The following is a 22,428-nucleotide window of genomic DNA, read 5'->3' on the forward strand; positions in this document are numbered from 1 at the left end:
GTTGGCTAATATATAATTTTATGAAACTGAGCATTGTTCCACTGCTATTACTTCTGATGTTAGTTCTCTCTTCATGCGAAAAAGATGCAGTTGAAAAAGAGTCTGTTAACTATCAATTGTTCAATACCAGCAATTCGGGCTTACCAACAGATTTTGTGAATGTTCTTGCTATCGACAATAGCTCTAACATCTGGATTGGAACATTTGATAAGGGGGTTGTGAAGTATGATGGAACTCATTGGACTCAGTATAACACCAGTAACTCCCCTCTTCCGAATGATTCTGTTTCATCCATTTCAGTAGATAACCTGAACAGGATTTGGATTGGCACAAAGAGAGGGGTCGCCATGCTTGACCAGCAAACGTGGAAGACTTACAACGCCTCCAACTCTGGCATGAAAGGTACATACGTTGTGTCTCTCACTGCTGACAACCTGAACAGGGTGTGGGTAAGCGCTACAAGTAAGGAGATGGAGAAGTCCGGGTTATATCTGTTCGATGGTATAAACTGGCAGTTTTTCAATGATGAAAACAGTATAATGCCCCATTATTTTATTACAACCATGGCGACAGACAGGAACAACGTTGTCTGGCTCGGGCTTGGTATGTTTCAAGGAAAAGGAGGATTGATAAAAGTGCAGGAGGAAGAATGGCAATTGTACGACAAGTCAAACTCTCCCATCAAGTACAACCTCGTAGACGACATCTCTTTTTCAAGCACAAACAAACTTATTCTTACTTCACCAGCCGCTATGTTCTTTAGCAAAGAGGATAACCTGCAAGGGTACATGCAGACTTTTGACGGCAATAGCTCATGGACTGACATATCGCCTGCCAACCCAAAGCTAACGCTCTCAAACCGCATCACTGCTTCTGCATATGACAAGAAGGATAATATTTGGATTGCAACCTCCATTGACCAGTCTTGCCCTGCCTGTAACTACACCCTTTACAAATATAACGGGAAGAAGTGGACAGTGCTTTCTTCTGAGAATGGAAACTTCCCCCGTACATTTATATCAGATATTAAAGTAGATGATTCAAACACCGTATGGGTAGCAGCAGGTGACGTTGGATTGATAAAAATTACTCAGAAGTAAAAGATCCTGCCTATATACTGCATGCTGCGGCTACGCCTCGCACATCGGCTGCACGAACACGGTTGACCGCCATTGTAGTATGCCCAGGAGCACCTCAAATCAAAACCCGAAAAATACGATATGGGCAACCTGAACATTGAAGTAACTAAATTTCTGGACGACTTGCATCACTCTTTAAGAGCCGAAATAGAACAGTTACGACTGATAATTTTAAACGCTGATAATAGAATAACAGAAAACATAAAGTGGAATGGACCAAATTATTGTTTTGAGAACGAAGACCGAATAACAATGAGAATCCATCCGCCAAAGCAAATTCAATTAATTTTCCACAGAGGCGTTAAGAAACTACCTCAACCTAAGGAAAAAATCATTGCTGACGATTCGGGACTTCTAGTTTGGAAAGAGAATGATAGAGCAGTGGCCTCTTTTAAGGATATAAACGGTATAGAGAAATCTGCATCGCAACTGGAATACATCGTGAATAGATGGATGAAAGCAACAAAGGCAAAAACAACGGACTGCTAACGTAGTGTTGCCTAAAGCGGGTCTGACGGAAGTAAATCAACAGTCGTAATGCTATTTAACTGTAGTTCTAAGTATCCCCGCCTTCGGCAATACCCTAACCGCTAAGCAAAATTAGCTTTCAATGTCTCCCCTGAAATGCCATTATTCGTTATTTACCCCCATGTTGGCGGCTCAGGGAATGTCTTAGTTATGAAATTAGAAAGAAATAAGCCTTTTACCTTGCTATATACCTTACGCTTCGCACGAATTACGTACAAGCACGTTGAACAACATTAAAGAATTCATACTCCATATGAAGCATCCCAAAAAAATCGCAGCATGCCTAAGCGCCGCCCTGGTCCTTTTCTGGCCGGCACTGCTTTCCGCTCAAATCACAGACACAAAATCGATCGTCGCCAAGGGCGCGCAGGTAGAATTGCTGGGCGATGGCTACTCTTTTACCGAGGGTCCGGCCGCAGACGCGGAAGGCAACGTGTACTTCACCGACCAGCCCAACGACAAGATCATCCGCTGGTCGGCGGGCACCGGCGACCTGAGCACTTTCGCTGAAAAAACCGGGCGCTCCAACGGCCTGTACATCGATAAGGCAGGCAACCTCATCGCCGCCGCCGACCAGGACAACCAGCTCTGGTCCTTTGATAAATCCGGCAACCACACGGTGCTTATAAAAGATTATGAAGGGAAACTGCTCAATGGCCCTAATGATCTCTGGATTGCCCCAGACGGCGGGATGTATATAACTGACCCGCTCTACAAAAGAGACTACTGGACCCGCAACCCGGAAATGCAGCAGGATGGCCAGCACCTGTACTACCTCAGTCCTGATCGGCAGCGCCTGACACGGGCAGACGAAGAGCTTACGCAGCCCAACGGTATTGTAGGAACGTCGGACGGGAAGAAGCTGTACGTAGCTGATATCGGAGCAAGCAAAACCTATGTGTACGATATCCGGAAAGATGGCAGTTTAGCGAACAAAACCCTGTTTGCACCCATGGGGTCAGATGGCATGACCATCGATAACCGGGGGAATATCTACCTCACCGGAAAGGGCGTGACCGTTTTCAATAAAAAAGGGGAGCAGATCGCCCACATTCCCATCGATGAGGGGTGGACGGCAAACGTGACGTTTGGAGGCAAAGACCGAAAAACGCTTTTTATTACAGCCATGGACAGCGTATATGGCTTAAAGATGAACGTGAAAGGCGTGAAGTAGCCATCTATATATAAGCGCGAAAAAACTGCTGCTCCCTGAAAAGAAGGAGGGCGCGTCAGCCTTAGCGGCAGGATTGCCCCACACGGGCTTCATCTGCCTGTGTTTATATATAGCCGTTATATGGCGCAGGCGTCCTCGCTCATGACTTCCTCTCCCTGAGCCTCCGGCCTCACGCATTGCAAACCACACAGCTATATAGAGAGGCACGGGTTACAAAATCGCGCCAGCGTGGGATAGAAGGGGCAAAGTAACCACTTATATAGGAACGTGTAAAACCACCCCTGCCCCTCCTTGAAAATAAGGAGGGGAGTTAGTCCTTGCTTAATTTAGAGTAAACTGCGGGCGTGCTGTCTATTCTTGCGCCGCGTCTGCAACTCCGGCATAGGTCTGGCTGATGATTTTGCCGTCCCTGATGATGAAGGTGTCGGTGGCGTAGGAGAGGTTGAACGCCGGTGTTTTCGCCTGCCAGAGGATATAGGCCACGTCCCCCTCAACCACAGATTTATTTAACTGGAAAGTAGTCTGGTCCTTTGGGAAAGCCTTGAACGCATTTTCAAAGTTGGTCCGTATCTCCTCCAACCCTGCATACGTTCTATCCGGCGTTATCAAAACGGATTCTTCGGTGTAATCGGCCATCACGGCCTCCATGTCGTTCTGGCTAAAAGCCTCCCAATGGTGATCCAGCACTTCCTGTGTCTTGTCTTCGCTGATACCGGTTGCAGGTGCTTCCTGGCTCATGGCTGTTTCCTGGGCTTCCGGTGTGTCCTGCACTGCGGTGGAGGCATTGTCTGAACAGCTCCCTGCCAGAAAGAGGAGCGCTACTGCGGGATAGATATTGAGCTTCATGAAGAACGGCTTTCGTTTTGAACGGGAATGAAGTTATCGAATTTACGTCGCAGTGCAAAGCCGTTTGGTAGAGATATTTTGCAGCGCAAACAGGGGCTTGTTGTTCCTGCTGAAAACAATAAAAAAGGCGGAGGCTATATATGGTTATATATAGCCTCCGCCTTTTTTGCTTTGCACCTTACATCACAAAAGCAGCATTCCCTTCTCGCGCAGCTCAAACCAACTCGGCGAGCTCAGGAACTCAGTGAAGCGCAGGTGGGCGTCTGCCGGGAAAGAGGCCTCCAGTTGTTTCAGCAGCACGGTTTCTGTGCTGTCGGTGCTTACCTGCTGCAGCACATCGAAAAGCCACTGGCCGATGCTGGCCGTTGTCTTCACCTGAAAGTCCTCGCCTTTCTCGTAGAAGGTGAGGACGCAGCGCTCAATCGTCTGCCCTTTCTTCGCCATCATCGTGAACTCCAGCTCCGGCTGGTTGCCCAGCCACAACACCCGGGCATTGCGGCGGTCCGCATCAGGCTTGGGCGCTTGCTGAATGGCGTTATAGATCAGGTCCGGCTTGGTTTTCACACGTGGAACCTTGAAGTCGAACCAAAACGAAAGCGGCTGCTCCAGCCCCACGCCGTGCATGTAATTATAGATGGCCTTTGCCAAGCCCGGCCCGAACAGCTCGTGGTCGGTGCCGGTGGGGTCGTCGTGCCAAAGGTCGTTGTTAGCGAACGGGCCTTCCTCCGGCCCTACTTTCACCACGCCGTACTTCTCCGGGTTCTTCCCCACGGGGCTGTGCGCCGTCATGCTGAAGCGGTGCCAGAAACCGGATTGGATCACGTTGTTCACAAACAACTGCCGCACAACCTCCAGCGAATCGATGGTTTCCTGGGCCGTTTGCGTCGGGAAGCCATACATAAGGTAGGCGTGCACCATGATGCCGGCCTGCGTGAACGCGTCCGTTACGCGCGCCACCTGCTCGATGCTCACGCCCTTCTCCATCAGCGCCAGCAGCCTGTCGGAGGCCACCTCCAAACCACCCGACACGGCAATACAACCCGAGGCGGCCAGCAGGCGGCACAGATCCGGGGAGAACGTCTTCTCAAAGCGGATGTTGCCCCACCACGAGATCTTCACGCCCCTTCGGATCAGTTCGATGGCCATGTCGCGGAGCGGGGCCGGCGGGGCCGCTTCGTCTACGAAGTGAAAACCCGTTTGCCCTGTCTGCGCAATAATCTGCTCGATGCGGTCTACCAGCAGCGCGGCCGGGGCCACCTCGTAGCGGTTTATATAGTCGAGGGTGATGTCGCAGAAAGAGCAGCGCTTCCAGTAGCAGCCGTGCGCAATGGTGAGTTTGTTCCAGCGGCCGTCGCTCCAGAGGCGGTGCATCGGGTTGATGACGTCGATCACCGAGAGGTAATCGGCCAAAGGCAAATCGCTGTAATCGGGCGTGCCGATTTCGGTGTGCGGCACGTTGGCTTCAGGGCAGTTGTTTATATATACCACCTCGCCCTCCTGTAGCAGGAACGTGCGCTGCAACTGGTCCTGCGGCCGCTGCCCCTGCAGGTGCTCCAGCAGTTTCAGCCAGGGGCCCTCGCCATCGTCCAGCGTCACGAAATCGATGTACTGAAACAGGCGTGGCTCGCGCAGGCTGCGCAGCTCTGTATTGGGGTAGCCGCCGCCCATCATCGTTTTTATATGGGGATATTTTTGCTTGATATACTGCGCCATCCGCAGCCCCCCATATAGGTTACCGGGGAAAGGAATGGAAAAACCCACCACATCAGGTTTCACCGCCTGGAGCCGCTCCTCCAGCAGCTCCAGCAGCAGTTGGTCTACCAGGTTGGGGCCTGTTTGCAGCGCCTCCTCCAGCGGGTCGAAGTGCGTGGCCGACATGGCCAAGCTCTCAGCATAGCGGCTGAAAGCGAAGTACGGGCATATGGTTTCCTTGATCAGGTCGCCGAGGTCCTCTAAATATAATGTGGCGAGGTAGCGGGCCCTGTCCGAGATGCCCATGCTGCCAAAGGCCCAGTCGATGTCCTCCACCTGGTCGAAGCGCGACGCTTCCGGTAGAAAGCGGCTGTAGCTGATCTGCTGGGCCAGGGTACTGTCTTTGTTCTGCAGAAAGCGGATGACCGGCTCTATCGTTTGCAGGTACTCTTTTTTGAGGCGTAGCATCCGTAGGCTGTTATCCGACAGCTCATACTCCCCGGCCTCGATGGCACTGAAGATCTGCTGCAAACCCGGGCGGCTGAACATGCGCAGCACCAACTCAATGCCCATATCGGCCTGCGTTACTTCGTAGCCACGCCCGGTCAGGAAACCTTTCAGGTAGGCTGTGGCCGGATAGGGCGTATTGAGCTGCGTGAGCGGGGGCGTCAGGAGCAGGATGGATGGTTTCTCCAAGGTAGATTAATTAAAATAAAAGGGCTTTCAATAGGCCCGGAAGGCAAAGCTACATATAAAAGGGCAAGTGTCGGTAGCCGCCGCTTTTGCAACAGCAGTAGCCGAAGGCAAGTTCACCCTCCTGCTTATATATCCCCTTCATGCCTACTGCCGGAAAACAAATCCCGGATGGTAACGCCCCTGGCCTTGCTGCTTTGGGCCGGTGCCTGCACCGCTCTCCCGCCGGGACAGGTGCCCGTTGCGCAGGTATCTCCCGAACCTGTTGCGGCGCTTCAGGCGCAACAGCGGCTTGGAAAGAAGGCTTTTATACCCATGTTCGTTGGAACTTGCGCCTTACATTTCAACTGTCTACAGCTTCCCCTCCCTGGAAGGTAGGTTCTGAAGAACAGCTTCGTGCGCCATATGCAGTTGACAGTGGCTTTATCACCTTAAAGGAGACGGCTATATACGCCGAGGCGCTGACAGCCAGGCTTCACCCCGGCCTTTGCCTGCTACACCTGCCTATTTTGAAAACCTGTTCACGACGTAGTTCACGCCTGGCACGATGGCGAGCACCGTTACCGCGATCAGCACAAAAAACACAAAGAAGCTGCGCAGCCACCGCACCATAAAATCAGGGGTGAAGCCGAAAACATAGATTTCCAGTGCCGAGGCCAGCAGCAGGCTGATTACGGCCAGCAGGAGCAGGCTGCGCTTGAGCTGCGGTGCCAGTACTTTTTTCTTCATGCTATATAGAAGGGATGACAGCGCAATTTACAGAACAGGCTGCCATATATGCTTATCAGGAGTGCCCTTTTTCCGCCTCCTCCTCTTCCCGGGCCGGATTGCCAGCGCCGCCCTGGCTGGTCCGGGGCTGCGGCGGCGGCCCTTTTTTGTCTTGCTTCACTCTCTCCACATCCGATGAATCGTCTTTGGTGGTTTCCTGCATCGGGGATTTCGGTTTGTTCTCTTCCATTGCTGTGTTTCTATATGCTTCTTTCTTCTTTACGGAGGGGTGGCCGCCGCGGTGCCGCCATTTCAACATAAAACGCGCCGCAGACGTACACAAAAGGGCCGGCTGTAAGGAAATCAGCCGCATGATATGTTTAACCGGAAAGAACTGATTCAGATGAATAAGAATAAAATGAGGACAAATTTACTGGCGTTGGGCGCAACCGCCATCGCCGTTTTCGGGCTGGCCGCCTGCGACACGGGGACACAGCCAGGCGAGGTGAACGTGGAGCGGAGCGATATAAAGGACGAGGGAGAGATGATCGGTGACGAACCCGGCAACACCACCCGCTACAGCGACACCACCGACCTGGAAGACAAATACTATGAGCGTGAGGATGCAGAGGGAAGCGCCGTGCATGCCGGCGACGGCACGGGCGAAGGCGTGGAGCGCGACGAGGAGCAATAAGCAGGTACCATATAAATAAGTAAAGCAGCAGCGCCTGCCTCCTTACGGGGGCAGGCGCTGCTGCTTTACCGGAGAGAGCAGGGTTTAGTTGAAAACGAAGCCGTTCGGCCCGATTCCCACTTTTACCTCGTTCACTTTGGTGCCATCTGGTTGGTAGATGTAGACAGTGCCGTCGCCGGCGAAGCCGTTTTCATCGCCGCCGTATATATAGCCGTTGTCGGGGTCAACGCCCAGCCCGTAGAAGCTTCGGTTGATGAGGGGGGTGGTGGATAGGCTGGTGGCGCTGGTGCTCTGCTCAAACGTGCCTCCCTGGTAATTGTAGTACAGTTTGCCGCCGTCGCCTGAGATGGCCAGGTTGTCCGGCGTGGCCTGGTTGCTGCCGAGCGTCAGGGTACTGACAACCGTGTTGTTGGCCGTATTTACCGACACAAGCGCGCCGGGGGTAGTTTCCCCGTAATTCACGCTCCAGTCGTCGTTATAAACGGTTTTTCCTTTTGCGAGCACCCAAAGCTTGTTTTTCATGTCGAGCTCCAGTTCCGCTGGCCCGTCCGTCAACTGGATGCTTTGCTCCACTGCGTCGGTAGTCACATCGATCACGGTTACCACGTCAGCGCCGCTGATGGCGACATATAGCTTCCCGTCCACCACGAGGAGTTCCTCCGGCTGCGGGCCCACCGGGATGGTCTTCACCACTTTCAGCGAATTCAGGTCGATTACGGACACCTGCCCGGGCTGGCCATACTCCACCCACTCGGTTACATAGCCTTTGTCTGAGCTGGCAACAGTGAAATGGCGCGGCTGCTTTAAGTCCACGATGCCCTCTGTTTTGAAGCTAAAGGCGTTTACCACTTCCAGTTTGTTGCTGTTGTTAGCCACAATATAAGCGCGTTCGCCCAGCAGGTCCAGGTCCATCACCACATCGCCCAGCAGGCGGTTGTCGTTCGCTTTCTGGGTGATGTTGTTCACCACCGCGTGGCCGGCGCTGTCGCTCAGGAAAGAGACTGAGCCGTTCGGCGTCTCGAAATTCCCCTCATTCAGTATAAAAACGCCCTGCTGGTCATAGGGTCCGCGGACTTCGGTTTCGGTTACCGGGTCTACTTCCTCATCGTCGCTGTCGCAACCCGTGAAGCCGAGTGAGCCGGCCAGGAGCACGGCAGCCGCCAGGAAACGGCGGAATAAGTTAATTTTTTTCATCGTCTGATGCATGGATATAAGTTATGGAATGATAAAGCGTAAACTGAAGGTATAGCCGCGCGGGGGCATGGCGCGGTACGCCATGGTCTGGTAAGCAGCGTTGGTCACGTTGTCGGCGCGCAGGGTGAGCAGGAGCGTGTTCTGCCGGAGCTGCAGCTTCCTGCTCAGGGCCAGCTGCAGCAGCAGGAAGGCATCCAGGCTGCTTGTCCCGGAGTTGCTGGTATAGCGCAGGCCCGTGTAATTCAGGTTGCCCAGCACCGACCAGCCGCGGTAAGCGGCAGTTGTTGCAAATACAGCTTTGTGCAGCGGCACGTACATCAATTGCTTGCCCTTGTCGCCTGCCCCCTCATATATGGCCACCTGCTCCGAGGAGGTATAGGTGTAGCTGGCGGCACCGGTAAGCCGCACGGCACCCGCCGTAGCGGTGGCCTGACTGCTAAACTCGATGCCCTGCGACCTCACCTTCTGCAGATTGGCGGGGCGCCAGTTACCGGTATGGTCCGGCGTCCACTGGATCCAGTCATCGATCAGCATGCGGTAGGCGGTGGCCTCCGTCTCCAGCAGCAGCGTGTTGCCCAGCACCAGCAGGTGGCGCAGCCCGCCTTCGTAGCTCCAGCCCTGCTCTGGTTTCAGGTCCGGGTTACCCGCCCCAATCCAGAAGCGGTCGTTGAGGGTCGGCACGCGGTAGCTGCCCGAGGCGTTGCCCTTAAGGGAAAGCTGGTGCCTGTTCCGGTTGTAAAATTTCCAGTCGAAGCCTAAAGCCGGCGTGGGCAAGGGGCTATGGTTTTCCACAAAAGCCTGGCGCACGTTCAGGCTCAGCGCCAGTGGCGCGACAGGGTTGTAACGGAAAAGCGCGAACGCCGCCCCCCTGTTTTCCGCTTGCTGCCCGGCATAGCCGTCGTTCTCTGCCACAAAATGCTGCAGGTTAAAGCCCCCGCGCAGGCTCCAGCTGGTTCCCCGGGTATAGGTTTGCCCGGCCTGCAACTGGTACGTCTGCACATCCGCAATAGAGTTGGTGGCGAGGTCGGTGTAGTGGAGGTAATCCTTGAAGTAAGCCGCTTTTATATCCGTCTGGCCCCAGTCACTGCTGTGTTTCAGCTCTGCCAGCAGGCGCAGGTTCTCGTCCTGCTGCTTCGCCTCGTTATAGGCGGACCCCATGGCCGGCTGCAGTTCGCGGTCGGCGTACGTATACCAGCCGTGCAAGCCTACCTGTGTTCTGGGGGATAGTTTATATACAAGATCCTGGGTAAACCCGTGCAGTTGCTGCCCGGCGTGCTCCTGCTTGACCTTGGGCGTGCCGAAGCGGGAGACGTCTCTATAAGGAAAATCGTTTTCGGCAACGCGAACGTAGGCGCTGGCGCCCACCTGCAGTTTCTCACTGCCAAAGCGGACGCGCCCGCTGCCGAAATAGCGGCCGAAGCTCCCGGCCTCCTGCTGCACCTCCAGCCCAACGCCTTCGCCTGTAGATACAGGAGACTGCAGCAGCACCGCCCCGCCTATTGCCCCGCTGCCGTACAGGGCCCCGGCCGAGCCGTGCTGCACCGCCACCTCCCCTATCCCGCTGAGCGGGAGCGTGGAGAAATCGGACTGGCCCAGGGTGGCAGGCGCAATGTTGAGCCCGTTCCAGAGCACGGCCGTCTGTGAGGCGTTGGTGCCGCGGAAAGCAACGGAGGAAAGGCCGCTGACGCCATAGCTCTTGAAGTAGATGGGGGTACGGGCCTGCAGGGCATCTGCGAGTGAGCCGGAGGCGTAGGTGCTCAGGTAGCTGCTATCGACAGAACTGACGCGGCTGCCGGCGGCATATACCTCAGCGGGCTTGCCGAACACCTCCACGGTGCGCAGCCGGTGCAGCGCGGTGTCCTGCTGCGCCACGGCAGTTGCGGCCAGCCCAACAGAGCAGGCGATCCACACCCAAAACATACGGAAAGAGAATAATACCACGTGCACAGTCGCTTTAGTCCCGAAGCATGCAGAGGGTATAGAAGGAGAACAGCAGGCGCCATAACAGCGGAGGCCGTGCAGCTTTTTACCCGAAAGCATACGACAAATCAGTGTCGGACTGGCAGGTCTCCTGGCTCTCTTCAGTCAGCCCGCCTTCCCATGCTGCAGATGCTGCACAGTGGCCGTTGGTTTAGGCTAACCCTTTTATGAAGATGACAGTTGCGGGAACAGCGCAGGATTCACACCTGCTTCCCTTTTAAGGCCTTTACCACGGCAGTAGTAAAAGCCACCAATCTGGCGCAAAGGTAAGGATTAATTATGAATTCCGAATTACGGGTTATATATAGGACAAGAGAGAGGAGGACCCTAACTCGTCAGGCAGTACGCCGTACCAACCAAACACGAACAACTAACAACGAGACACGAGCAACGGACATGAAGCTGCCGAAATCATTCTATACCCGCCCCGATGTGGTGCAGGTGGCGCAGGAGCTGCTAGGGAAGTATTTATTCACCAACATAAATGGTATCCTGACAGGCGGCATGATTGTGGAGACGGAGGCTTATTCCGGGGAAAACGACCAGGCCTGCCACGCGCACCTCAACCGCCGCACCCAGCGCACCGAGATCATGTACCACGAGGGCGGCGTGGCCTACGTGTACCTGGTATATGGCATCTATCACCTGTTCAACATCATCACAAACCGGCAGGACAGCGCCGACGCGGTGCTCGTGCGGGCCATCGAGCCACAGGAGGGAATAGAAGAAATGCTGCTGCGCCGGAATATGGCGATACCGAAACCAAACCTGACGGCCGGACCCGGCGTGATGAGCGTCGCACTGGGCATCAACAAAAAGTTGTATGGGGCAGACCTGACAGGGGATACGGTATGGCTGGAAGACCGGGGCACTCCGATAGCATCAGCGGATATAGCCACGGGTCCCCGCATCGGCATCGACTACGCTGGCGAGGACGCACAGCTTCCCTGGCGGTTCTGGCTGAAGGGCAATAAGTGGGTGAGCAGGAAGCGATGAGGATATAAGCAAAGCTGCTATCTATAAATGAGTGGAGGCCGTTGATAATAAACCAGCCCTGGCCTGTTCGGGGAGTGTTCCTAGGGGGCACCAGCGCAGGCTTATATATAGCAGCGGCGGCCGCCCCCAATATAAACTCAGTCCAACGGTATTTTCTGTGCGTTCTCGGCTAGCCACATGTCGAACGACTTCAGTTCAGGGTTGAGTTCTTTTGAGAACTTCACATCCCGTACGCTGTTGCAGGCCTCATCAAAGTCGCGGTAGAACTGGAACATATTGCCCAGGTCATCTGCGCCCGGGAAGCCAAATCCGCGGAAAGTATCCGGCGACACATTGTTATAGATTACCTCCTGCCCTAAAGCCTTCGACATGGCCGCAGCCATCTCCTGGCCAGTCAGGTGCTCACCGGCCACACCGATTGTCTTGCCTATAAGCTCTTTTCCTCTTTTAAAGATTCCGTAGGCGCATTTGCCGATGTCCTCAGACGCTATACCCGCCATCTTTTTGTCGTCCATCGGGAAAGTCAGGTACAGCTTGCCATCGGGTCCTTTCTTTGGCCCGCTACCGAAGTGGATGAAGTTGTCCCAGTAAAAAGAGGCCCTGAGGAAAGTGGTGGGCACGCCAAGGTCCGTAAACAGCTGGTCTGCCTCGCCTTTCGCATCAAAGTGCGGCACTTTATATTTCCCCTGCAGCGTGGGCATGCGGTCATCGTCCAGCGGCACCCATTTCCGGGTGTCTTCCAGCGTGGACCAGATCACATGCTGCAGCCCGGCAGCCTTGGCTGCTTCTGCCAGGTTCTGCGCCTCGGCATACTCTTTCTCTGGCGAGAAATGGTCCCAGAAAAACGTGACCATATAGGCGCCATATGCTCCCTCCAGGGCTCTCTTCAGGCTCTCCTTGTCATCGATGTCTGCAGCTACTACTTCCGCTCCCATTCCGGCAAGTTCTCTCGCCTTATCTGAATCGGGGTTTCTGGTGACAGCACGCACAGCGAATTCACTGTTCCTGTCTTGCAGGATGGCATGGGCAACACCGCCTCCCTGGGCCCCGGTTGCTCCGAATACAACGATAATCTTTTTCTGTGGCATAGAGTTGATTTAAGATATAAAGTTTAGCCCTCTGTTACGCTTCCTATACTTTACGCAAAACACCTCATAACAGGCAGTTACTCACAAGTTTCAGCACACCGTATACCTTGTGTTTCTGTAAGTTGACGCTATGGTGTAGTAGTTGACAGCGATACCTGCCCACGAAAGCGCACCCGATGCAATACTGCTCCTTATATAGGAGATTACCCCCGAAGGCATATAGCATGTCTTTGATTTCTATATATAGTTGATGCTAATGGGGGAAAGGGTTGGTGAGAGGAAACTCAGCCGCCTTTACAGTCTGTGGCAACCAAAGGAGGAACGACGCCTATCTGTCTGTCGCTAAATAATTTAATAAAAAACGAAGGCAGCATGTATAACTTCTAAACAAAATTACTTTACTTCGTGTAACTATAGTATTGCTATTGTTTTAAATGATATTACATTCGTAGAAAGATGATCAGCCTGAAAGAAATTAAAAATGATCTGCCCGCAGGAATCGTGGTATTCCTTGTGGCCGTTCCGCTGTGCCTGGGCATTGCCATGGCCTCAGGCGCGCCGCTGTTCTCGGGCATTATTGCCGGTATTGTAGGGGGTATCGTAGTCTCGCTTATCAGTGGCTCCCAGTTGGGTGTCAGTGGGCCCGCAGCGGGTCTGGCGGTAATTGTGCTGCAGGCCATACAGGGCCTCGGAAGCTTTGAGGTTTTCCTTTCTGCCGTTGTGCTGGCCGGTGCCATACAGCTGGCGCTGGGACTGCTGAAGGCCGGCAGCATCGGGTACTATTTCCCGACCTCGGTTATCAAGGGGATGCTGGCAGGCATAGGCGTCATCATCATATTAAAGCAGATCCCGCATGCCTTCGGATACGATTCTGACTACGAAGGAGACGTTCATTTTATCGAGCCTGATGGTGGCACTACCTTCAGTGAATTGTTCAATACCTTCAATTATATCACTCCCGGGGCAGTGATCATCAGCGCGCTGTCGCTGGCCATTCTTATTTTGTGGGACCAGGTACTCACGAAGAAGCATAAAATTTTTCAGCTGATTCAGGGGCCTCTGGTTGTCGTGCTGCTGGGGATTCTCCTCAACGTGGTTTTCCGCGATTATTACCCGCAGCTTGCGCTGGCCGCCAACCACCTGGTGGTGCTTCCGGTAGCCGATAGCTTCGGCGGCTTTCGGCAGCAGTTCACAGCGCCGGACTTCAGCCGTGTGCTCACCTACGATGTATTGTTTCTTGCCGGCACGCTGGCCGTGGTGGCGAGCCTGGAAACCCTGCTGTGCCTGGAGGCGACCGACAAGCTGGACCCTTACAAAAGAATCAGCCCCGCCAACCGAGAGCTGGTGGCGCAGGGCGTAGGCAATATGGTGTCCGGTATGATCGGCGGTTTGCCTGTGACGCAGGTGATCGTCAGGAGCTCTGCCAACATCCAGTCCGGCGGGCGAACGAAGCTTTCCGCCCTTATCCACGGTATCCTCATCCTGGCCTGCGTGATCCTCATCCCGGGTATCCTGAACATGATCCCGCTGGCGAGCCTTGCCGCTATTCTGCTGGTTGTGGGCTATAAACTGGCCAAGCCAGCCTTGTTCAAGAGCATGTACAGGAATGGCTGGAGCCAGTTTCTGCCTTTCGTAGTCACGATTGTCGCTATTGTTTTCACGGACCTTCTGACCGGTATCGGTATCGGCATGGCGGTGGCCATCGCCCATGTGCTGCGCAACAACTACAAAGTATCGCACTACCTGTACAAAGACAAAAACGAGGGAGCCCGTGAAAAATACTACATGATCCTGGCGGAGGAGATCTCTTTCCTGAACAAAGGGAACATCCTGCAGACCTTACGGAAGCTGCCCGACAACGTGGACCTGGAAATCGACTACTCCAAATCGGCCTACATCGACCCGGATGTGCAGGAGCTGATCGAAGATTTTAAGGAAACCGCCCATAGTAAAAACATCAACCTGAAGATCAGGGAGGTGGAAGACACGGAAAGGCTGAAGGAAGAAAAGGTCTTACTCTAAAAGCAAAAACATTTTAACCAACTGAAAGATATGAGAACCCTCACAAAAGAAATGCAGGCGGAACTAACGCCAGAGAAAGCCATCCAGCTCCTGGTAGACGGCAACAAAAGATTTGTCAGCAACCTTAAGCTTAACCGTAACCTGTTGCAGCAGGTGAACGAAACCTCACAGGGGCAGCACCCTTTTGCCATTGTGCTCAGCTGCATCGACTCCAGAACGTCGGCCGAGCTTATTTTTGACCAGGGCCTGGGCGACATCTTCAGCGTCCGGATTGCGGGCAACATCGTGAACGAGGACATCCTGGGGAGCATGGAGTTTGCCTGTAAGGTAGCTGGCTCGAAGCTGATTGTGGTTTTAGGGCACACGGCTTGCGGCGCCGTAAAGGGAGCCTGCGACGACGTGAAAATGGGTAACCTGACGGGTCTTATAGACAAGATTAAGCCGGCTATGGTAGACCTCCGCTACAACGGCGACAGAAGCTCGGCCAACCCTGCGTTTGTGGACATGGTAGCCGAAAGAAATGTGCTCAACATGATGGAAGAAATTCAAAATAGAAGTAGTATTGTTCGTGAGATGATCGAAAACGAAGAGATCGGCATCGTAGGGGGCATGTACAACGTGGAGACCGGCACCGTGGATTTCTATGATCGCGCACCGCAGAAAAATCAGATACTTGATGAAAAGCTTGCTGGCAAACATTAAAATTCATGTAGACGAGAAAGTATACCTGAAAAACCCTGAATCTTCGGAGAAAGGCCGGCAGATCGTGGAACAGAGTATACTGCTTCTGGACGAACTGGGGCTGGAGTCTTTTACGTTCAAGAAGCTGGCCGAGAAGATAGGGACAACGGAGGCTACGATATACAGGTATTTTGAGAGCAAGCATATGCTGCTCTCCTACCTGATCTCCTGGTACTGGAGTTGGCTGGAGTACCGGCTTGTTTTTGCCACCAACAATATACTGGCCGCAGATGAAAGGCTGATGATCGCCATCACGATCCTGTCTGGCAACATAGAGCAGGACATGAACTTTGCACACGTGGACGAGGTGGCGCTGCAAAGGGTCGTGGTGGCAGAATCGGCGAAGGTGTACCTGACCAAGGAGGTGGATGACAACAACAGGGAAGGCTTCTTTTTCAGCTATAAACGCTTCTGCAAGCGTGTTGCGGACATCATCAGAGAGATAAATCCTGCTTATAAGTTTCCTGCTTCGCTGGTTTCCACCGTGGCCGAAACGGCGCATTACCAGAAGTTCTTCTCGCTACACCTCCCCTCGCTCACCAACATCTCAGACAGCAAAGAGGATCAGTTGGTAGCATTCCTGACGGAGCTGGTGTTTAAAACTATCAGTTAGCAATATGCGCTGCGGTATTTATTGTGCTGTTGGTTATATGGGTGGTAATATATGGTGGGCAACGTCTTTGCTATGGTGCATTTATGCACTATAGGTAGTGTTAGACAATACTATTCATTTCTTTTATAGTGTAAATAAATAGGAAAGAATAAGAGTGTTGCCATTGCCCCTATTAATGCTAATCCTTTAGCATTTCGTTGCCTGTCACTCAGCTCAAATAATGTTTTCTCATGGTACTCTACCTGATATATATCAGTTTGCCTTCCAAACCCTAAAAGGGTTTGAAACCAACTTCTGTAGTAGACAGTTACAGAGTCTCCAATCATCAACTTTCCGGCTACTTCACCAATAAAGAAATTATCAGTAAGCCTATAGTATTCAGGGTAATTGTGAAGCTTTAATCGTAGCTCCTGTTCTCTTCCCTTATACAAAGGCTTATTGATAATCCTTGTCGTAACTACCTCGTTATATTCAACCTTCCCAGTAATCTTTTTTAAATCATCTACTCCATAATTCATTTCAAGAATATTTCCTATAGTTATCCAAACAAATAGAACATTTACCGGAAGAAGAAAGTACTTTCTAAAAAAAAGGTGCTTAGGTAAAGCTATAAAGTCCCTAAAGAACTGTTTTATATATTTCATTTAGTTGCGTCTAACAACTGGACAGCAGGAACTACTCCTCCTATCTGCCCTATATATGAAGTAGATTTATGAATTTTATATATTATTCTCAATATATAAAATCCGAGTAACCAACCGCTCACCTTTCCCTGATTATCCGGCACAATAATTTCGCTACGATTTATATTTATCAGCGGCACGAAGCGCTATATAGCTTAGACCTCCCGCTGCATATATAAATCGCGCTGCACGTCCCGGCCTAATATAAATTCCAGTTCCCCTACCTCTCTGAACCCGTACTTCTGGTAAAACCGCTTTGCCCGCTCGTTGTGCTCCCACACCGTGAGCCACACCACATCGTGCTCCTGTTGCTGCGCTTTCTGGAGGCAGAGCTGCATTAGTCTGTCGCCTAAACCCTGCCCCGTCCATTGCTGCGCTATATAGAAGCGGTCGATCTGGAGTGGTCGTTTTGCCTGTATGGCCTCGGGCGCAGGCGCGCTTCTCAGTTTTATATAGGCCACGGCCTCTCCTGCCGCCTCCGCTATCATAAATGTTGTGTCTGGATCGGTTAGTTCAGCGGCCTGAAGCTCCACGCTGTACATAGTGGGCCTGAATGCCGCCATATCCTCCGGACTGTTTGCAGCGCCAAAGGCCTCCTCGAACGTGCGCCAGCCCAAATCGGCGAGCAGGGCGGCATCGGCAGGAATGCCGGCACGAAAAGAAAATGTATCGGAAGCAGGAGAAGTCATAAGGTGATGGCTTTTTTCGCGAATATAGGCACTTCCTGCCTCGCCTTCGCAATAGCGCTATATATAACCCGCACCAGCTTCCCGGCCTGGCAGCGTGCGCAGTCCCTGCAGGCATCCTTAGAACGACTACCAGACGCTCTCGGGACCTGCGGACACCGCGAGTCCTAAAAAAGCAAAGGCACCTGCAGGTATATACCTCAGGTGCCTTTGTTCATCTTTGCTTTGCTGTTACTCCCGCTTCGTCTTCAGCAGGTTCCGCAGTTCCGCAATCTCATCGCGGTACTTAGCCGCCTGCAAAAAGTCCAGGTCTTTGGCGGCGGTCTCCATCTGCTTCTCTGTTGATTTGATAAGCTTTTCCAGCTCATCGCGCTTCATCAGCTGTATAACGGGCTCGGCAGCTAACGACACTTCTCCTGCACCGGCGTACATCTTCACTTCTTTCTTCCTGGCGTCGGCTACAGCGGTCTGCTCAAAAACCTCCTCATTCGATTTCAGGATGGTGCGCGGCGTAATGCCGTGTTCCACATTGTAGGCAAGCTGCGTGGCGCGGCGGCGGGTGGTCTCGTCGATAGCGCGCTGCATCGAACCGGTCATACGGTCGGCGTACATAATCACTTTTCCTTTCTCGTTTCGGGCGGCGCGGCCCATCGTCTGAATCAGCGAGCGCTGGTCGCGCAGGAAGCCTTCTTTGTCAGCGTCCAGTATCGCCACCAGGCTTACCTCCGGCAGGTCAAGGCCCTCGCGCAGCAGGTTCACGCCCACCAGTACGTCAATCACACCCAGCCGCAACTCCCGCAGAATCTCCACCCGGTCCAGCGTCTTCACCTCCGAGTGCAGGTACTTGGCTTTGATGTGGAGGCGGTCGAGGTATTTGGTGAGTTCCTCGGCCATGCGCTTGGTAAGCGTGGTCACCAGCACCCTTGCCCCTTCCTTCACGCGTTCGTCTATCTCCTCCAGCAGGTCATCTACCTGGTTGGTGCTGGGCCGTACCTCAATCTCAGGGTCCAGGAGACCGGTCGGGCGGATAATCTGCTCCACCACCACGCCTTCCGATTTCTGTATCTCATAATCGCCGGGGGTGGCGCTTACATATACCACCTGGCGCATCATGCTTTCGAACTCGTTAAACGTGAGGGGGCGGTTGTCCATGGCGGCGGGCAAACGGAAGCCATATTCTACCAGGGCCACCTTGCGCGAGCGGTCGCCGCCCCACATGGCACGCACCTGCGGCAGCGTGGCGTGGCTCTCATCAATCACCATCATATAGTCGTCCGGGAAATAGTCCAGGAGGCAGAACGGCCGTGTGCCGGGGGAGCGGCGGTCGAAGTAGCGGGAGTAGTTCTCGATGCCGGAGCAATAGCCCAACTCGCGGATCATCTCCAGGTCAAACTCGGTGCGCTCTTTGATGCGCTTGGCCTCTGCCGGCCGGTCCTCCTTCAGGAAATACTCGTGCTGCGCCACCAGGTCGAACTGTATCTCGCTGATCGCCTGCTGCAGGGTATCTTTCCCGGTCACGAAAAGGTTGGCCGGGTACAGCGAGATCGCCTTCTCGTCCGACAGCTTTTTGCCGGAGGCCGGGTCGATGCGGTGGATCTGCTCCAACTCGTCTCCGAAGAAGTAAAGGCGGTAGGCAAAGTCTGCGTAGGCCGGGAAGATGTCCACCGTGTCGCCTTTCACCCGGAATGTTCCACGTGTAAACTCCGCCTCGGTGCGGCTGTACAGGATCTGCACAAAGGTATACAAGAGGTTGTTGCGGCTGTAACGCTGCCCCGGTGCCAGGTACAGGATATTCTTCCCGAACTCCTCCGGGTTTCCGATACCATATATGCACGACACCGACGCCACCACCACGATGTCGCGGCGGCCCGAGAGCAGCGCCGAGGTGGTGTGCAGCCGCAGCTTCTCGATTTCCTCGTTAATGGCCAGGTCCTTCTCGATGAACACATCCGAAGAGGCTATATATGCCTCGGGCTGGTAATAGTCGTAGTATGAGATGAAATACTCCACGGCGTTGTTGGGGAAGAACTGCTTGAACTCCCCATATAGCTGCGCCGCCAGCGTCTTGTTGTGGCACAGCACCAGTGTCGGCTTGCCCACGTTCTGGATCACGTTGGCCATGGTGAAGGTCTTGCCCGTACCGGTGGCTCCCAGCAGCACCTGCGCCGGCTCCCCGTTGTTGATGCCTTCGGTAAGTTGTTGTATCGCTTTTGGCTGGTCGCCGGTCGGTTTGAATTCTGATGTTAGCTGAAAATCCATTCGTTGATTTTGCGGATAAGTAAAGATAAACTATAACACGAAAAGCGGGCAGTAAGTTTACGCTTTTGTACTATTCACAGCTGATTACGAAAGCAGAAAACCCTGTCTTTAAAACAGCAAAGCCTGCTCAGGAAGGGCAGGCTTTACTGTTTATGTATCTACACTAAAAATGCTTAGTCGTCGCTCCTGCTAATGTCAAATTGCCACAAATCATCTTTCCGCACTGCGCCGCTACGGCCCAGGCCGACGTACCCGAAGTTGCCGATAACAAAACTGACACCGCTCTCCCTGTTGGCAGCCTGGTTAAAGCTATCGACCAGGTTCCAGGTATCAGTGGCAGGGTCAAACTCCCATACATCGCTTAATGCGGCACTGTTAGACGGAGTCGCCGTCAAGGACCCTCCCACGATGTAGGCTTTGTTGTTCAGCACAAAAGCAGAGGCATACGCCCGCGGAGAAGGGAAATCTTCGTCTATATCGCCATCGCGGGCAATTGTTGTCAGGTTCCTGAAGTTTTTCCACGAGTCCGTGGCGGGGCTGTACTCCATAATGTCAGCCTCCAGGATGCCATTGTTGCGGCCGCCGCCAATATAGCCTTTCCCGTTCATCACAAAGGCATAGCCGTTCACGCGTCTGGCACCGGACAGTTCTGCTTTGGCAGCCCACGCGCCCGTAGCAGGGTCATACTGCCAGAAGTCTTTCAGGTAAGCCCCATCGAAGCCTGCCCCTATATAGCCTTTGTCCTCCAGCGCCAGCGCCACGGCCCCGTAGCGTGCCGTGCCCGGGAAGTCTGCCAGCTGCGTCCAGGTGTCTGTAGCCGGGTCATATTCCCAGAAGTCTTTCAGGTTCTGGGTGCCGTCGTAGCCGGTGCCAATATAGCCTTTGCCGTTTGCGGCAAAGCCCACAGCCCCGCTTCGGGCCGCGCCCGGGAAGTCGGCCAGCCTGGTCCAGGTGTCCCCTTCGGCGTTGTACTGCCAGAAGTCGGTCAGGCGGTTCTCGCCGTCAGAGCCCGTACCGACATATGCTTTCCCGTTGATGGTAAAGGAAACGGCACCGGTACGTGCCTCACCCGCAAAATCAGACTTTTCTGTCCAGTTACTGAATAAATCAACATCGTTATCGCTGTCACACGCTGTAAACACGCACATGGTCAACAGCAAACACAGGCTCGTTAACAGGCGCATGCTTATATAGATTTTTCTCATAGCCCGCAATCCTTATTTAATGGTAGTGTAGTAAACTTTCAATTTGATGCTCTGCTGCTGGTTTTCTGATCCGCCGACTACCAGCCTGCCTACCTGCTGCCGATAGGTTGTGGACGGGGTGCCGAGGAGCAACGTCAGGTTACCCGGGTTCTCGTCCCGAAGCAGCTCCACAATGTAGGGGGTCAGGTTAAAGTCATACCGGCCGCTGGGGTTCTGCTGGTTAGGCTCCGCATAATCCGCTGTCAGCGCGTTTTGGCTGTCAAACATAACCGGGGCAAGGGGCGCGTTCGAGCTGTTGGTGTTGTACAGGGCCAGCGTCGGAGGCACCGGGAAAGGGTACTGCGCGGTATTGCTCAACGGCTCTACCACTAACACCGCCCTGTTGATGAGGTCCGGCGGCACCTGCCCTTTCAGGCTGGCCAGGTACGGAATCTCTATTTTGATCATCAGGCCGGTGCCGCCCTGCATCACGCTTACGTTCCCCGTCTGATCGGCTGGCACGGGCTCGCCTCCACGCACAAGCCCCTCCAGTGCTGAACCCTCGAGGTTCGTCAGGAACTGGTTGTACTGCAGGCTTGGGTTAACTGTCGCAAAATCTCTTGTTCTGGCGGTCTTGGTGCCGCCTACTGTCTCCGAATAGTGAAGCCTTACTTTGGCGGATGCTACCGGGAAACCCACCACTGCGCTTCCGGCGGTGCTGGAGATCTTCAGGCCCTGGAAGTAGTTCAGAAAACTGGTAGCGTCTGTCAGCCGGGTGTCGCCTGCCTTCTTCAGGCTCAGCCACTCCTGCCCCAACTCATCAGAAAGCGCGATGGCAAAAGTGTCTTTGCTCAATGGCCGCGGCGTGATGGTGAAGGAACTCAGCGAGTCTGCGGATGTGGCGGTATTGCTCGTGTTGTAGAGGGAATTCTCGGCGTACAGGTAAGAGTACGGCTCCTCGTTGAAGAAATACGGGGACAGCGTGCGGGGCGTCATGGCGCTGGTGAGCCTGTGCACCTCAAATGTTGTCGCCTGGGTGGTGTCGCCGTAGCTGTATCCGGAGTAAGACAGGATCAGCTCCAAGGAGTCGAAAGCGGCGTCCTCGGCCACGGTCCAGGCGGCGCTGCCCAGGCCAACCTGGAAGAACGTGCTGGCCAAAGCCGTGCCGCTGTACGGATTTGTGTACTGCCCCGCCAGCAGGTTGCCGGAGCCTGATGTGGCGACGGAGTCGAGCAACACCGTAGATACGTTCACGGTCAGGGTGTCAGTGTACTTTCCGGCGATGTTATCATCCACAAGCCCCAGCCCCAGTTCGTTAGGGTCTTCGCAGGAGGCAAGTGCCACGCAGCAGCAAAGGAACAGCGTAACTTTATTTAGCAGAAGCGTCTTAATTTTCAAAAATTGCATATTGTTTCGTACTGTTGATACAGTTTCTCCCTTGGGTTTGATTACAGGATTCATGCGGCGGACCTGATTTGGCGCTTAACCTGCGCCACCGCTCACCGCTG

Annotated in this window: 20 protein-coding genes and 1 riboswitch; of the genes, 8 read left to right on the forward strand and 12 right to left on the reverse strand. The window is 53.7% G+C overall.

The annotated features are described in order from the left end of the window. Nucleotides 1–20: 20 nt before the first annotated feature. The 3 genes from ABD920_RS11975 to ABD920_RS11985 all read left to right on the forward strand — a co-directional run bounded on the left by ABD920_RS11975 (nucleotide 21) and on the right by ABD920_RS11985 (nucleotide 2,841). Nucleotides 21–1,100, forward strand: coding sequence for a ligand-binding sensor domain-containing protein (locus tag ABD920_RS11975; RefSeq protein WP_345159277.1), 1,080 nt, complete (start codon nucleotides 21–23; stop codon nucleotides 1,098–1,100). A gap of 120 nt (nucleotides 1,101–1,220) precedes the next feature. Further along, on the forward strand, nucleotides 1,221–1,628 hold the full coding sequence (locus ABD920_RS11980) for a DUF1801 domain-containing protein (RefSeq protein ID WP_345159279.1): 408 nt from the start codon (nucleotides 1,221–1,223) through the stop codon (nucleotides 1,626–1,628). A 292-nt stretch (nucleotides 1,629–1,920) separates the two neighbouring features. After that, complete coding sequence (locus tag ABD920_RS11985; protein WP_345159281.1) at nucleotides 1,921–2,841, forward strand: SMP-30/gluconolactonase/LRE family protein; 921 nt, start codon at nucleotides 1,921–1,923, stop codon at nucleotides 2,839–2,841. A gap of 351 nt (nucleotides 2,842–3,192) precedes the next feature. Here ABD920_RS11985 and ABD920_RS11990 read toward each other — a convergent pair whose 3' ends face one another. The 4 genes from ABD920_RS11990 to ABD920_RS12005 all read right to left on the reverse strand — a co-directional run bounded on the left by ABD920_RS11990 (nucleotide 3,193) and on the right by ABD920_RS12005 (nucleotide 7,030). Further along, nucleotides 3,193–3,687, reverse strand: a complete 495-nt coding sequence (locus ABD920_RS11990) for a nuclear transport factor 2 family protein (protein WP_345159283.1) — start codon at nucleotides 3,685–3,687, stop codon at nucleotides 3,193–3,195. 183 nt (nucleotides 3,688–3,870) lie between these two features. After that, nucleotides 3,871–6,075 carry a B12-binding domain-containing radical SAM protein gene (locus ABD920_RS11995; protein WP_345159285.1) on the reverse strand — a complete coding sequence of 735 codons (2,205 nt, stop codon included), beginning with the start codon at nucleotides 6,073–6,075 and terminating at the stop codon, nucleotides 3,871–3,873. 501 nt (nucleotides 6,076–6,576) lie between these two features. Then, entirely contained in the window at nucleotides 6,577–6,801 is a 225-nt protein-coding gene (locus ABD920_RS12000; protein ID WP_345159287.1) for a DUF2798 domain-containing protein, read from the reverse strand. Between the two features lie 55 nt (nucleotides 6,802–6,856). Further along, a complete protein-coding gene (locus tag ABD920_RS12005; RefSeq protein ID WP_345159288.1) occupies nucleotides 6,857–7,030 on the reverse strand; it encodes a hypothetical protein in 174 nt (57 codons plus the stop codon). Between the two features lie 168 nt (nucleotides 7,031–7,198). Between ABD920_RS12005 and ABD920_RS12010 the strand changes: the two genes are divergently transcribed. Next, complete coding sequence (locus ABD920_RS12010) at nucleotides 7,199–7,474, forward strand: hypothetical protein (RefSeq protein WP_345159291.1); 276 nt, start codon at nucleotides 7,199–7,201, stop codon at nucleotides 7,472–7,474. An 84-nt stretch (nucleotides 7,475–7,558) separates the two neighbouring features. Here the strand turns inward: ABD920_RS12010 and ABD920_RS12015 are convergent, their stop codons facing one another. Beyond that, nucleotides 7,559–8,668, reverse strand: coding sequence for a YncE family protein (locus ABD920_RS12015; protein WP_345159293.1), 1,110 nt, complete (start codon nucleotides 8,666–8,668; stop codon nucleotides 7,559–7,561). A gap of 21 nt (nucleotides 8,669–8,689) precedes the next feature. Next, nucleotides 8,690–10,609 carry a TonB-dependent receptor plug domain-containing protein gene (locus tag ABD920_RS12020; RefSeq protein ID WP_345159295.1) on the reverse strand — a complete coding sequence of 640 codons (1,920 nt, stop codon included), beginning with the start codon at nucleotides 10,607–10,609 and terminating at the stop codon, nucleotides 8,690–8,692. 103 nt (nucleotides 10,610–10,712) lie between these two features. Then, nucleotides 10,713–10,918, reverse strand: a riboswitch (cobalamin riboswitch). A gap of 126 nt (nucleotides 10,919–11,044) precedes the next feature. On the opposite strand from ABD920_RS12020, the gene ABD920_RS12025 reads away from it, so the two are divergent. Further along, nucleotides 11,045–11,644, forward strand: coding sequence for a DNA-3-methyladenine glycosylase (locus ABD920_RS12025; RefSeq protein WP_345159296.1), 600 nt, complete (start codon nucleotides 11,045–11,047; stop codon nucleotides 11,642–11,644). Nucleotides 11,645–11,781: 137 nt separating this feature from the next. Here the strand turns inward: ABD920_RS12025 and ABD920_RS12030 are convergent, their stop codons facing one another. Beyond that, nucleotides 11,782–12,732 (reverse strand): NmrA/HSCARG family protein, encoded by a 951-nt coding sequence (locus ABD920_RS12030; protein WP_345159297.1) that lies wholly within the window; start codon nucleotides 12,730–12,732, stop codon nucleotides 11,782–11,784. Between the two features lie 456 nt (nucleotides 12,733–13,188). Here ABD920_RS12030 and ABD920_RS12035 point away from each other — a divergent pair, with 456 nt between their 5' ends. From ABD920_RS12035 to ABD920_RS12045, 3 genes are read left to right on the forward strand one after another with little or no spacing between them, the layout of a single operon-like run. Beyond that, nucleotides 13,189–14,754 carry a SulP family inorganic anion transporter gene (locus ABD920_RS12035; protein ID WP_345159298.1) on the forward strand — a complete coding sequence of 522 codons (1,566 nt, stop codon included), beginning with the start codon at nucleotides 13,189–13,191 and terminating at the stop codon, nucleotides 14,752–14,754. 30 nt (nucleotides 14,755–14,784) lie between these two features. Next, nucleotides 14,785–15,456: a carbonic anhydrase family protein gene (locus ABD920_RS12040; RefSeq protein ID WP_345159299.1), complete on the forward strand. Its 672-nt coding sequence runs from the start codon at nucleotides 14,785–14,787 to the stop codon at nucleotides 15,454–15,456. Next, on the forward strand, nucleotides 15,431–16,108 hold the full coding sequence (locus ABD920_RS12045) for a TetR/AcrR family transcriptional regulator (RefSeq protein WP_345159301.1): 678 nt from the start codon (nucleotides 15,431–15,433) through the stop codon (nucleotides 16,106–16,108). The genes ABD920_RS12040 and ABD920_RS12045 overlap by 26 nt, the downstream gene beginning before the upstream one ends. A gap of 110 nt (nucleotides 16,109–16,218) precedes the next feature. On the opposite strand, the gene ABD920_RS12050 is transcribed toward ABD920_RS12045, so the two are convergent. From ABD920_RS12050 to ABD920_RS12070, 5 genes are all read right to left on the reverse strand, one after another. Beyond that, on the reverse strand, nucleotides 16,219–16,752 hold the full coding sequence (locus tag ABD920_RS12050) for a hypothetical protein (RefSeq protein WP_345159302.1): 534 nt from the start codon (nucleotides 16,750–16,752) through the stop codon (nucleotides 16,219–16,221). Nucleotides 16,753–16,946: 194 nt separating this feature from the next. Continuing rightward, nucleotides 16,947–17,480: a GNAT family N-acetyltransferase gene (locus tag ABD920_RS12055; RefSeq protein ID WP_345159304.1), complete on the reverse strand. Its 534-nt coding sequence runs from the start codon at nucleotides 17,478–17,480 to the stop codon at nucleotides 16,947–16,949. Nucleotides 17,481–17,708: 228 nt separating this feature from the next. Then, nucleotides 17,709–19,736: an excinuclease ABC subunit UvrB gene (uvrB, locus tag ABD920_RS12060; RefSeq protein ID WP_345159305.1), complete on the reverse strand. Its 2,028-nt coding sequence runs from the start codon at nucleotides 19,734–19,736 to the stop codon at nucleotides 17,709–17,711. Between the two features lie 173 nt (nucleotides 19,737–19,909). Further along, nucleotides 19,910–20,941 carry a Kelch repeat-containing protein gene (locus tag ABD920_RS12065; RefSeq protein ID WP_345159307.1) on the reverse strand — a complete coding sequence of 344 codons (1,032 nt, stop codon included), beginning with the start codon at nucleotides 20,939–20,941 and terminating at the stop codon, nucleotides 19,910–19,912. Between the two features lie 12 nt (nucleotides 20,942–20,953). Then, nucleotides 20,954–22,318 (reverse strand): DUF4270 family protein, encoded by a 1,365-nt coding sequence (locus tag ABD920_RS12070; RefSeq protein WP_345159309.1) that lies wholly within the window; start codon nucleotides 22,316–22,318, stop codon nucleotides 20,954–20,956. Nucleotides 22,319–22,428 lie beyond the last annotated feature (110 nt).

The sequence above is a fragment of the Pontibacter saemangeumensis genome (genome assembly GCF_039541895.1).
In the GTDB taxonomy this organism is placed as follows: Bacteria; Bacteroidota; Bacteroidia; order Cytophagales; family Hymenobacteraceae; genus Pontibacter; species Pontibacter saemangeumensis.

Coding starts and splice junctions, on each gene's coding strand:
- ABD920_RS12030 (WP_345159297.1), bottom strand. CDS start 12,732: ATGCCACAGAAAAAGATTATCGTTGTATTCGGAGCAACCGGGGCCCAG.
- ABD920_RS12055 (WP_345159304.1), bottom strand. CDS start 17,480: ATGACTTCTCCTGCTTCCGATACATTTTCTTTTCGTGCCGGCATTCCT.
- ABD920_RS12050 (WP_345159302.1), bottom strand. CDS start 16,752: ATGAAATATATAAAACAGTTCTTTAGGGACTTTATAGCTTTACCTAAG.
- ABD920_RS11980 (WP_345159279.1), top strand. CDS start 1,221: ATGGGCAACCTGAACATTGAAGTAACTAAATTTCTGGACGACTTGCAT.
- ABD920_RS12045 (WP_345159301.1), top strand. CDS start 15,431: ATGAAAAGCTTGCTGGCAAACATTAAAATTCATGTAGACGAGAAAGTA.
- ABD920_RS11985 (WP_345159281.1), top strand. CDS start 1,921: ATGAAGCATCCCAAAAAAATCGCAGCATGCCTAAGCGCCGCCCTGGTC.
- uvrB (WP_345159305.1), bottom strand. CDS start 19,736: ATGGATTTTCAGCTAACATCAGAATTCAAACCGACCGGCGACCAGCCA.
- ABD920_RS12025 (WP_345159296.1), top strand. CDS start 11,045: ATGAAGCTGCCGAAATCATTCTATACCCGCCCCGATGTGGTGCAGGTG.
- ABD920_RS12015 (WP_345159293.1), bottom strand. CDS start 8,668: ATGAAAAAAATTAACTTATTCCGCCGTTTCCTGGCGGCTGCCGTGCTC.
- ABD920_RS11990 (WP_345159283.1), bottom strand. CDS start 3,687: ATGAAGCTCAATATCTATCCCGCAGTAGCGCTCCTCTTTCTGGCAGGG.
- ABD920_RS11975 (WP_345159277.1), top strand. CDS start 21: ATGAAACTGAGCATTGTTCCACTGCTATTACTTCTGATGTTAGTTCTC.
- ABD920_RS12065 (WP_345159307.1), bottom strand. CDS start 20,941: ATGAGAAAAATCTATATAAGCATGCGCCTGTTAACGAGCCTGTGTTTG.
- ABD920_RS12000 (WP_345159287.1), bottom strand. CDS start 6,801: ATGAAGAAAAAAGTACTGGCACCGCAGCTCAAGCGCAGCCTGCTCCTG.
- ABD920_RS12040 (WP_345159299.1), top strand. CDS start 14,785: ATGAGAACCCTCACAAAAGAAATGCAGGCGGAACTAACGCCAGAGAAA.
- ABD920_RS12035 (WP_345159298.1), top strand. CDS start 13,189: ATGATCAGCCTGAAAGAAATTAAAAATGATCTGCCCGCAGGAATCGTG.
- ABD920_RS12010 (WP_345159291.1), top strand. CDS start 7,199: ATGAGGACAAATTTACTGGCGTTGGGCGCAACCGCCATCGCCGTTTTC.
- ABD920_RS12005 (WP_345159288.1), bottom strand. CDS start 7,030: ATGGAAGAGAACAAACCGAAATCCCCGATGCAGGAAACCACCAAAGAC.